This is a genomic window from Metabacillus niabensis (assembly GCF_902829255.1).
In the GTDB taxonomy this organism is placed as follows: Bacteria; Bacillota; Bacilli; order Bacillales; family Bacillaceae; genus Metabacillus; species Metabacillus niabensis.
The window spans coordinates 1-10,984 of record NZ_CADEPK010000350.1; the positions used below are offsets into that span (position 1 = coordinate 1).

Here is a 10,984-nt window from a genome sequence, read left to right on the forward strand (position 1 = left end):
GAGTAAGCACATTTTTCATAACTATAAATGATTTGGAAATGAAACTATCCAAAACTTGTGAATATGGTAGGAAAACTGTAATATGTTTACGAGGTGAATGAAATGGAACGCTTACAAAAAGTGATTGCTCATGCAGGAATTACATCAAGAAGAAAAGCTGAGCAAATGATTTTAGAAGGTAAAGTGAAAGTGAATGGAAAGGTTGTTAAAGAGCTTGGGGTGAAAGTGAGTGACCAAGATCGAATAGAAGTTGAGGGAATTCCGTTAGAACGTGAGGAACCAGTATATTTATTACTATATAAGCCAACTGGAGTTATATCAGCGGCAAAGGATGATAAAGGTAGAAAGGTTGTTACAGACTTTTTTCCATATATAAAACAAAGAATATACCCAATTGGTAGATTAGATTATGATACTTCAGGTTTGCTTTTACTTACAAATGATGGTGATTTTGCAAATAGTTTAATGCATCCTCGTTATGAGGTAGAGAAAACCTATGTAGCAAAGCTTAAGGGAATACCTCCTCGTGAAAAAATAAAACAATTAGAAAAGGGAATTCATCTTGAAGATGGTAAAACAGCTCCGGCTGTTATCAAGGTGCTTTCAATTGACAAGAAAAAACAAACAAGTATTGTTGAAATCACAATTCACGAGGGACGAAATCGTCAAGTTAGAAGAATGTTTGAAGCAATAGGGTATCAGGTTCAAAAGCTTAAACGAGAACGTTATGCATTTTTGGATTTAAAGGGATTAGCAACCGGGGATTCTCGGGAACTGACGCCACATGAAGTAAAACAGCTACGTGCGCTTGCTAACCATGGAACCGGACGAAAGTAATTTTTCACATAAACTTCAAAAAAAATGACTAATCATGTATTTAGATAATGGTATAATTCTACTGAATGTTTAAAAGTAGGTGAATTCGGAATGAAAAAGAACCGATTAATTATGCGCTCAATTATACTAGTTCTACTTATTGGTGCACTTGGGTATACCTTATATTCAAACTTCTTTGTTACAAAAGAGGAAGTGAAAATTGGTAGCGTTGCCCCAGACTTTGTATTAAAGGATCTTGAGGGGAATGAACACCGACTGTCAGATTATCGCGGTAAAGGCGTTTTCTTAAATTTTTGGGGTACTTGGTGTGAACCATGTGAACGCGAAATGCCATATATGGATAACCAATATGATTATTACAAAAATCATGGTGTTGAAGTATTTGCTGTTAACATAGCAGAGTCAAATATTGCAGTTGAAAGCTTTGCTAATGAACTAGATTTATCATTCCCAATCGTCTTAGATAAAGATAAACAAGTGTTAAATGCATATGGGGTTGATCCTTTGCCTACTACGTTTTTAATCAATCCCGAGGGAAAAGTTGTACATATTACTTCTGGTTCATTAACGGAAAGAATGGTAAGGGACTTTATGGAAGAGATAAAACCTTAAATGGGGAGTTTTCAGCATGAATAAGGTAAAATGTGAGTGTGGTCATGTTAATCCAGAAGGAACAATATTATGTGAATCATGCGGAAATACAATCGCGGTTCGTGAGAAAACTGATTCAAAAAAATTACTGGATATGAAATATGATGGTTCAGCAAGACGTTCACAAACATATAAAAAAACAATTGTTGATAAAATTTGGAATTTCTTTTCGTCTGTTAAAGTAGGGGTTTGGATTATTGTGCTTCTACTTATTGCATCTGCATTAGGGACTGTTTTTCCACAGGAGCTATATATCCCACCAACTGTAACTGCAAGTGAGTTTTACAAAGATGAATACGGTATTCTCGGTCAGCTTTATTATATGTTAGGATTTCACAATTTATATGGTTCATGGTGGTATATGGTTTTAGTCGCTTCATTAGGTATTTCACTTGTTATAGCAAGTCTAGATCGCTTTGTCCCGCTTTATCGTGCTTTAAAAAAGCAAGGTGTAACGAGACATGAATCATTCATGAAGCGACAAAGGCTTTTTAGCGCTACGAAAACCAATGAGTTACCAGCAGAAATGATTAAAGAACGTCTAGCTGCTAGACGTTATAAAATTAGAGAAGAGAATGGTAATATATTTGCGGAAAAAGGAAGGTTTTCTAGGTGGGGTCCTTATGTAAACCACTGTGGATTAATTATTTTCTTAATAGGTGCGATGCTTAGATTTGTTCCAGGGATGTATGTAGATGAGGTTCTTTGGCTAAGAGAAGGAGAAACAGCAGTTATTCCTGGTACTGATGGGAAATACTATTTAAAAAACGAAAAATTTATAATGGAAGTTTACGAGAAAGATAAAGAAGATGAAGTTTTTGAAGATGCAATTTCACGTGTCGGTGATGGAAGCGTTGTGAAAAACTTTCAATCGAACGTTATTTTATATGAAAGAAAGGGAGAGATCGTTCACGGTGCAACACCAGAACTTGAAGAAATTCAGAAGAAACAGATTCGTGTAAATGAACCGCTGAAATTTGATTCTTTTTCTCTCTATCAAGTAGATTATAAACTGAATGAACTAAATAAGATGACCTTTAGTTTAATAGATAAAGAAACAGAAGAAAGCTTTGGGCAAATAACAGTTGATTTACTTGATCCACAAAAGGAATACGATTTAGGAAATGGATATAAGGTGGAAATCGCAACATATTTACCAGATTTCTATTTTGATGATGATGGCGAACCTGCAACAAAAACGAGGGTACCAAATAATCCTGCATTTGTTTTTAATATGATTACACCAGATAAATCAGAAGGTGAGACAAGCTTTGTTGCAATTCAGCAAACGATTGAACCAAATGGTGATAACAAATATAAGCTGAAATTCGAAAATGTAGAAACGAAAAATTTAACAGCTCTTACTGTAAGAAAAGATTTAACACTTTGGATTTTAGGACTTGGTGGAGCAATCTTTATGATAGGTGTAATTCAGGGGATGTATTGGAATCACAGAAGAATATGGATTAAGAAGAATGAAGATGAAATATTAATCGCAGCACATACTAACAAAAACTGGTATGGAATTCAAAATGAAATGAAAACTATATTCAAAGATACAGCGCTAACAATACCAAAGGAACAGAAGGACGAGTCATAAAGGAGGGGAAAATGTGGCAGCACTAAGTAGTACATTACTTGAAATTGCTTTTATCCTTTATTTAGTGGCCATTTTTCTATTTGGAGGTTCAATACGCGATAAGCGAAAAAAAATAGAAAAAGTAAGTAAATGGACAGTTTTAGCTGTTGGCACAACCATTGCTGGATTTATTGCAAATATCGGCTATTTTATTACTAGGTGGATTGCCTCAGGGCATGCACCGGTAAGTAACTTGTTTGAGTTTGCTACAGCATTTGGGATGATGCTTGTTCTAGCTTTTATTATTCTATATTTCATTTATAAAGTTGCAATTTTAGGGTTGTTTACATTACCGATTGTTCTTTTATTAATTGCATATGGTAGTATGTTTCCGTCAGACATTACACCATTAATTCCATCATTGCAGAGTCATTGGTTATATATTCATGTAACGACAGCTGCACTTGGTCAAGCGATTTTAGCTATTAGTGCGATTGCTGGAATTATTCACTTAGTGACTGTAGTAGACCAAAAGAAATCGTCGAAAAAAACGTTTTGGCTAGAGAGTATTATGTATGTGTTAGTTGTAACCCTTGGATTTATCCTTATTACAACTATCTTTAGAAGTTTTGATTATCAAGCGGATTTTAACTGGGTGGATAAAGAAGGAAAAGAAGCGGTTATGTCTTTTCAATTGCCTGCACTTGTAGGACCGAACGAGGGCGAATTAGTAACAGAAGGACGCTTTGAACCACTTCTTGAATTACCAGCAATTATCTCAGCTGCAAAACTAAATACTGTTATTTGGTCTGTTTTAATTGGTACAATATTATATGGTATCTTAAGACTTATTTTTAGAAAACGAATATCTGCAGTAATCAAGCCGTTTACAAAAAATGTAAACCTTGAACTTGTGGATGAAATTGGTTATCGTTCTGTTGCGATCGGGTTTCCAATCTTTACATTAGGTGCTCTAATATTTGCGATGATTTGGGCGCAAATTGCCTGGACACGCTTCTGGGGTTGGGATCCGAAAGAAGTATGGGCCCTAATAACTTGGTTATTTTATGCAGCATACTTACATTTGCGACTGTCGAAAGGGTGGCATGGTGAAAAATCTGCTTGGTTAGCAGTCATTGGTTTTGCTATCATCATGTTTAATCTAATTTTCGTGAACTTAGTTATTGCAGGCTTGCATTCTTATGCATAAGAGAAAAATGTAAAAACTAGAGAGAATGTAATATAAAAAGTGTAAAAGTATGAAATTTGTAGTACACTGCTATTAAAGCCTTCACTCTCTTGCAGTGAAGGCTTTTTACTAATATGTTAAAATTGCTCCAATTCAACATGAATATATTGAGGCTTTAAATTTAGGAGGCAGATAAAATGGAAGAGAACCATAATGCAAAGATATTAGTTGTAGATGATGAAGAGAGAATCCGTCGTTTGTTAAAGATGTATTTAGAGAGAGAAAATTATGAAATTATCGAAGCTGAGAATGGAACAGAGGCACTTGAATTAGGATTAAATAATGATTTCGATTTAATCATGCTTGATATTATGATGCCTGGAATTGATGGGATTGAGGTATGCAAAAAGTTAAGAGAAAAAATCGCTACTCCGATTATTATGCTTACTGCAAAAGGAGAAGAAGCAAATCGTGTTCAAGGCTTTGAGGTTGGAACAGATGATTATATTGTAAAACCATTTAGTCCGCGTGAAGTTGTACTTCGTGTAAAAGCTTTATTACGTCGAGCTTCTCAAACTTCATATTTAAAAACAGAAACGAAAACAAAAAATGTTATTGTTTTCCCACATCTATCAATTGATCATGATGCTCATCGGGTTACAGCGGATGGGTCTGAAGTAAGTTTAACACCGAAAGAATATGAACTTTTATACTTTTTAGCAAGAACACCAGATAAGGTGTATGACCGAGAAAAATTATTAAAGGAAGTATGGCAATATGAATTTTTTGGTGATTTAAGAACAGTTGATACACATGTAAAACGACTTCGTGAAAAACTAAGTAAAGTATCTCCAGAAGCTGCAAAAATGATTGTAACCGTTTGGGGAGTAGGATATAAGTTTGAGGTTACTAATGCATGATTCTATTTAGAAGTGTTGTTGGGAAATTATGGGCAACAATATTGTTATTAGTTTCGTTTGTCTTATTCGTCCTAACTGTTTTGATGCTTGAGTTTATTGAAAATTATCATGTTAATGTTGCTGAGGAAGAATTAAATCAATTGGCGACAAAAGTATCGAATATAATGGAAAGGCATCAGGATCGAGATTTAGCAATATCTATTTCAAGGGAATTGACAGATGATTTAACAGATATCCTTATTATCGAGAATGAAAAGGAAAACGAGATCTTGTCAAATAAGTCTGATAAAATCCCTCATTTGCAATATAAAAATATACAAAATGATCCTGAATTACGAAAGGTTTTAACAGATCGAAAAGAAGTAAGTAAACGAACGAATTTGGTTAACACTGTAAATCAGGTAGAGAATAATGAAGATGAAGTACTCATTGTCGGAATACCATATAAAGATAAGGATAATGAAAATGGTGCGGTATTTATTTCCCAGTCTTTGTTGGCTGTTCAGGAAACAACAAAACATACAACACAATTTATCTTATTAGCTGCAGGAATAGCGATTGTCTTAACAACTATTTTTGCATTCTTTCTTTCAACAAGGATTACGTATCCGTTAAGAAAAATGAAGGAAGTAGCACAAAACTTAGCTAGAGGCGAATTTGATACGAGTGTACCGATAATGTCAAATGACGAAATTGGTGATTTAGGAATTGCATTTAACCAAATGGGAAAACAATTAAAGTTTCATATAAATGCGTTAAGTCAGGAAAAGGAACATTTAACAAATATATTAAGTAGCATGGCTGACGGAGTTATTACGTTAAATATTGATGGATCAATTCTCATTACAAATCCACCTGCCGAACGTTTTTTACAAGCATGGTACTTTGAGCAAGGAAAAAATGTTCAAAAACATCAAGAGCTCCCTATTGAAGTGAAGCAGTTATTTGAATATGTTGTTACGATGAATAAGGAACAGGCTCATGAAATAACTTTACAAGGGAGAAGCTGGGTTATACTTATGAGTCCCTTATATAATCAATCATATGTTCGTGGAGCAGTTGCAGTTCTTAGAGATATGACAGAGGAACGCCGTTTGGATAAATTAAGAAAAGATTTTATTGCAAATGTTAGTCATGAATTACGAACTCCAATTTCAATGCTCCAAGGATACAGTGAAGCGATCGTCGATGATATTGCAAGCTCTGAGGAAGAAAAAAAGGAAATTGCACAAATTATTTATGATGAATCATTACGAATGGGAAGATTAGTAAATGATCTATTAGATTTAGCAAGAATGGAAGCCGGGCATATTACGTTAAATCATGAGACCGTAAACGTTGAACAATTTATCGATAAAATTGTACGGAAATTCCAAGGTATTGCGAGAGAAAAATCGATATATATCGAGGGAAAAATTCAATTAGTTGAAAAAGAGTACGTTTTTGATCCAGATCGAATCGAACAAGTTTTAACGAATTTAGTTGATAACGCAATAAGGCATACAGCTGAAAATGGATCCGTAATTATTAATGTTGATATGAAGGAAAATGGTTTAATGATTCGCGTTAAGGATTCAGGTAGTGGTATTCCAGAAGAGGATTTACCTTTTGTTTTTGAAAGATTTTATAAGGCAGATAAAGCAAGGACTCGTGGAAGATCAGGAACAGGATTAGGCTTAGCGATTGCTAAAAATATCGTTGAAGCACATCGTGGCAAAATTCAAGTTCATAGTAAAATAGGTGAAGGTACGACATTTAGTATCATCCTACCACGAAAAAAGTTGGAAGCTGAATGATTTTGCCGAACAATCTTGTTTCATAAGGAACATGGAATGGACCTATAACCTATTGCTTTCAAATACATTAATACAGTTTTAAAGTTGAAAACAGGCTAGACTTAAATATTATAACTAACTGTATGAAAGATATCACTTCAAAAAGCTAAAAGGTAGTAAGAAATACAATAAACTAAATATGAATTTATTACTAGGAGTGGATGAAGTGAAATTATATACAAAAACAGGTGATAAAGGGCAAACAAGCATTATAGGAGGAAGAGTTGAGAAAGATGACATACGTGTGGAGGCATATGGAACGATAGATGAAGCAAACTCCTTTATTGGGCAAGCAATGACATTGTTAAAGGATGAGCAGTTTTCTGATATTTATCAAGAGTTAGTAAAGATCCAGCATGAATTATTCGATTGTGGAGGAGACTTAGCTGTTGTAAAAGAAAAATATCCTTATAAAACGACTATTCAAATGGTGGAATATCTTGAAGAACGAATTGATCATTATGTTAAGGAAGCACCAGAGCTTGAAAAGTTTATTTTGCCTGGAGGTAGTGGTGCGTCAGCAGTATTACATATTGCAAGAACGGTTGTTAGAAGAGCAGAACGTTGTACAGTCACTTTGCAAAAAGAAGTAGAGATTAATCAGAATGTTTTGATTTATCTAAACCGATTATCTGACTATCTTTTTGCAATAGCAAGAGTTATTAATTATCGTTTAGGTGTCCGTGATATTGAATATGAAAGAAGCGCATTAGTCTTTAAAACAAAACCTTCTAAAGAATAATTCCTCTATACAAAAAAGTCGAAGGACAACGACTCACCACTAGTTGGTACTTTATAAAGTGGTGAGTCTATTTTTTTGATTGCTTAAGGAATTTAAAAGTTAGTAAATAATAGAAAAATCTATTCGTAGTTTGATAGAAATTATGCTAAAGTAAATATTAGTTAATTACAAATGTTACATTAATATTACATTAATATTTCTGGTTGCTATTTTGCAACTTTTTTAATTCCTTTTCGACTAATTTAGAAATGGAGGGGCATTCATGGAGGATACCTTTCAAAGATTATATAGTAATTATCATCATGATTTATTTCAATTTTTATTTTATATGGTGAAAAATCGTGAACAAGCTGAAGATTTAGTTCAGGAAGTATATATACGTGTATTAAAAGCTTATGATAAGTTCGAAGGTAGAAGTAGTGAGAAGACTTGGCTATTTTCTATAGCTAGGCATGTGGCAATTGATAGCTTTCGCAAACAAAAGACAATAAGGCAAAGAATTATCGATAAATTTGATTGGGATAAACAGCAAATTCAAGATCATCAGCCATTACCAGATGAAATTGCGTTACAAAATGAACAGATCCAATGGATGTATCGTGCGTTAGATCATTGTACGTTAGATCAGCGTTCCGTGCTTATTTTAAGATATTTGCAAGACCTATCGATAACTGAAACTGCTGAAGCATTAGGCTGGACAACTAGCAAGGTTAAAACGACACAACACAGAGCGTTAAAACATTTACAAAAACATATGATTAGCATCTCTGAAAAGGAGGGGCATTCAATTGAAAAAACCGGATTGGAATGAGAAACAGATTGAACGTCTTTTAAATCAAATGCCACTTGTCAAAGATAAACAAACTGCAGATGAGATTTATCAGTCTATTCAATTTAAAATACAATCGAGAAAAAAGAAAAAAAATTGGATTGCGCCTTCGATAGCAACTGCTGCTGCACTATTCCTTATCGCAATATTAACACCACTTATTCTGGAACAAGGTGCAAAAGAACAAAAAACTGCAATGGATTTATCTAATTCAGAAAAGGCAAAAATCGAGACAGCAGTTCAGGATGATGGTCAAACGAGTGAACAGACTATTTCAAATGATAAGAATGAAGATGTTGACCATCAACTAAATCAAGTATTGATGGAAGATCAGAAAGAAACATTTGTGACAAAGGCAAGTGAAGCAGAAGATATAATAACTGTAGGCTTTACAAATGATCAGGCGGAGCTAATTTTACCGGTAAGTCTTGAATTAAATGATAAAAAGAAAAAAATCGAGGTAATAGAGGAAATAAAACCGGAGATTTACAGTGATGAGCTTGGACCTATCTCCTTTGAATTATCAGGGGCAGAAATAGATGAAGAAGCAAATAATGAAGAGGTTAATATTGATTATCATAAAAATGTACAGATAAGCGGAAGCAGTGAAGAAACGTTATTTCTCAATTCTGTAATTGAAACGTTTAGATGGGATAATTATAAAAAAGCAAATTTATATACAAATGATAAACAAGGAATAGAACTTTCGAATTATGGTGTGAAAAATGAAGTAGAAATGCAGAAAGAATTAAAGAAGGCGTATTTTCTTTACCAATACAGTGAAGAAACACAAAAGCTTCTAGTACCTTCTCCAAATTCATATGATTCTATTGAACAAGCAATAGATGCGATGAAAACTGGATTGGATCATGAACTAAAGCCAACAATAGTCAATCATATTATAATAAAAAATATTTTTGAAGACGGCGAGCAATTAGAAGTAGAATTTGAAGCTGGCAGCAAATTTGAGGATAATCAAGAATTTGTTATTATGTTAGAATCCATTTTGCTTTCCGCAAAAGAGTTTGGGTTTAAAACAGTTTATTTTAAAGGAATTGATATTAATCATATTGGGGTTATGGATGTAGCACACCCAATTGAAGTACCGTTTTCACCAAACCCAATTGAAGAACATTAAGAGGCTCTTTGTATATGAGCCTCTTTTTTATATTTAAATAAAAAAATGAATTTCATAAAAGAAATACTGTAAGAGCAAAAAGGATGTATAATGTGGAAAATTATGTTATATACTACACTTGTTCTTTTTTATAACCCGTCTACATACAATGGACGTGTAGTTTAAAAAAGAGTAAATTGTTTTGTTGTCCTATTATTGAATTCAAGCCTAAGCATAATTGTACGAAAGTAGTGCATGCTGGTGAAGTGTGGTCAGGTTAACTTCTAAGATGATCACTGTTAGACCATGACGAAGAGCAAAAAATGTAGGGGGAGAATGAAATGTTGAAAAGTATAAAACATATGGTTTTGTTGATTGTTGCTATAGTATTTGTTACGGCGGTTGGGAATCAAAAGATTGCTTTTGCTAAATCATACATAGACGAGTTGGAGCAACACTGGATTCAGCCTGTTCATGGAGGGAAAATAACAGATACATTTGGTACTAGAAATGGGAATCACAAAGGTGTTGATATTGCAGCACCTGAAGGTACGGAAATAATTTCTGTGTCAGATGGAGTTGTCTCTAAGTCCTATTATTCTGATTCTTATGGACATGTTGTTTTTGTACAACATCCTGAAGGGTATGAAACTGTTTATGCTCATCTCAGTAAAAGGTTAGTTAAAGAAGGAGAGACTATAAATAAAGGACAGCTACTAGGTATTATTGGAAATACTGGGGTATCGAGGGGGACTCACCTTCATTTTGAATTACATAAAGGAGAATGGACCGCTGAAAAAAATAATGCGCTTGATCCGTTATTTGTCTTTGAATTACCAAGTAATTCTGTATCAGCAAATAAAAACATTGAAAATCCAACTTCCGAAGAACAAGATGTTAAACATAAAGCGATGAAGACTGAAATGAATAATTCAATAGTGGGAAGAAGTAGTATAAAACAAGAAAAAAAAGATACTGAGAGCAATAAACAAGTAGTAACAATTAAAAAGGGAGATACATTATGGGAATTCTCACAGAAATATAAAGTTTCGGTTCAAGCCATACAAGAATGGAACCAACTTCAGTCTGATCTGATTTATGAAGGTGATAAGCTAGTTGTTTATGTAAATAAAATGGAAACCTATGTTGTGCAAAAAGGTGATACACTACAGTCAATTGCGAATGAATATAAGACCGATGCAAATTCAATTAAAAAGAATAACCAATTGATAAATGAAACCATTTATCCTAATCAAGTATTGGTTATTAACCCTAATACATAACG

At 33.7% G+C, this 10,984-nt stretch carries 10 protein-coding genes; all 10 read left to right on the top strand.

From position 1 onward, the window contains the following. Nucleotides 1-102: 102 nt before the first annotated feature. Complete coding sequence (rluB, locus tag HU235_RS19705; protein ID WP_095301084.1) at nucleotides 103-837, top strand: 23S rRNA pseudouridine(2605) synthase RluB; 735 nt, start codon at nucleotides 103-105, stop codon at nucleotides 835-837. Between the two features lie 90 nt (nucleotides 838-927). Beyond that, the gene (gene resA, locus HU235_RS19710; RefSeq protein ID WP_174881320.1) at nucleotides 928-1,449 is read left to right on the top strand and encodes a thiol-disulfide oxidoreductase ResA; all 522 of its coding nucleotides are present in this window, start codon (nucleotides 928-930) and stop codon (nucleotides 1,447-1,449) included. A 16-nt stretch (nucleotides 1,450-1,465) separates the two neighbouring features. Beyond that, on the top strand, nucleotides 1,466-3,088 hold the full coding sequence (gene resB / locus HU235_RS19715) for a cytochrome c biogenesis protein ResB (RefSeq protein ID WP_174881321.1): 1,623 nt from the start codon (nucleotides 1,466-1,468) through the stop codon (nucleotides 3,086-3,088). Nucleotides 3,089-3,101: 13 nt separating this feature from the next. After that, nucleotides 3,102-4,277, top strand: coding sequence for a c-type cytochrome biogenesis protein CcsB (gene ccsB / locus HU235_RS19720; RefSeq protein ID WP_095301087.1), 1,176 nt, complete (start codon nucleotides 3,102-3,104; stop codon nucleotides 4,275-4,277). A 176-nt stretch (nucleotides 4,278-4,453) separates the two neighbouring features. Next, a complete protein-coding gene (locus tag HU235_RS19725) occupies nucleotides 4,454-5,176 on the top strand; it encodes a response regulator transcription factor (protein WP_095301088.1) in 723 nt (240 codons plus the stop codon). Further along, nucleotides 5,173-6,972: an ATP-binding protein gene (locus tag HU235_RS19730; RefSeq protein WP_233452313.1), complete on the top strand. Its 1,800-nt coding sequence runs from the start codon at nucleotides 5,173-5,175 to the stop codon at nucleotides 6,970-6,972. Before HU235_RS19725 ends, HU235_RS19730 begins: the two co-directional genes overlap by 4 nt. Before the next feature lie 205 nt (nucleotides 6,973-7,177). Then, nucleotides 7,178-7,753 carry a cob(I)yrinic acid a,c-diamide adenosyltransferase gene (locus HU235_RS19735; RefSeq protein WP_095301090.1) on the top strand — a complete coding sequence of 192 codons (576 nt, stop codon included), beginning with the start codon at nucleotides 7,178-7,180 and terminating at the stop codon, nucleotides 7,751-7,753. 262 nt (nucleotides 7,754-8,015) lie between these two features. Next, on the top strand, nucleotides 8,016-8,564 hold the full coding sequence (gene sigX / locus HU235_RS19740) for an RNA polymerase sigma factor SigX (protein WP_095301091.1): 549 nt from the start codon (nucleotides 8,016-8,018) through the stop codon (nucleotides 8,562-8,564). Further along, complete coding sequence (locus HU235_RS19745) at nucleotides 8,542-9,720, top strand: hypothetical protein (RefSeq protein ID WP_174881322.1); 1,179 nt, start codon at nucleotides 8,542-8,544, stop codon at nucleotides 9,718-9,720. The genes sigX and HU235_RS19745 overlap by 23 nt, the downstream gene beginning before the upstream one ends. 320 nt (nucleotides 9,721-10,040) lie before the next feature. Continuing rightward, complete coding sequence (locus HU235_RS19750) at nucleotides 10,041-10,982, top strand: M23 family metallopeptidase (RefSeq protein ID WP_174881323.1); 942 nt, start codon at nucleotides 10,041-10,043, stop codon at nucleotides 10,980-10,982. Nucleotides 10,983-10,984 lie beyond the last annotated feature (2 nt).

Bases quoted from the DNA above. Each gene is read 5' to 3' on its own strand.
- HU235_RS19750 (WP_174881323.1), top strand. From the start codon at position 10,041: ATGTTGAAAAGTATAAAACATATGGTTTTGTTGATTGTTGCTATAGTA.
- HU235_RS19725 (WP_095301088.1), top strand. From the start codon at position 4,454: ATGGAAGAGAACCATAATGCAAAGATATTAGTTGTAGATGATGAAGAG.
- rluB (WP_095301084.1), top strand. From the start codon at position 103: ATGGAACGCTTACAAAAAGTGATTGCTCATGCAGGAATTACATCAAGA.
- resB (WP_174881321.1), top strand. From the start codon at position 1,466: ATGAATAAGGTAAAATGTGAGTGTGGTCATGTTAATCCAGAAGGAACA.
- HU235_RS19730 (WP_233452313.1), top strand. From the start codon at position 5,173: ATGATTCTATTTAGAAGTGTTGTTGGGAAATTATGGGCAACAATATTG.
- sigX (WP_095301091.1), top strand. From the start codon at position 8,016: ATGGAGGATACCTTTCAAAGATTATATAGTAATTATCATCATGATTTA.
- resA (WP_174881320.1), top strand. From the start codon at position 928: ATGAAAAAGAACCGATTAATTATGCGCTCAATTATACTAGTTCTACTT.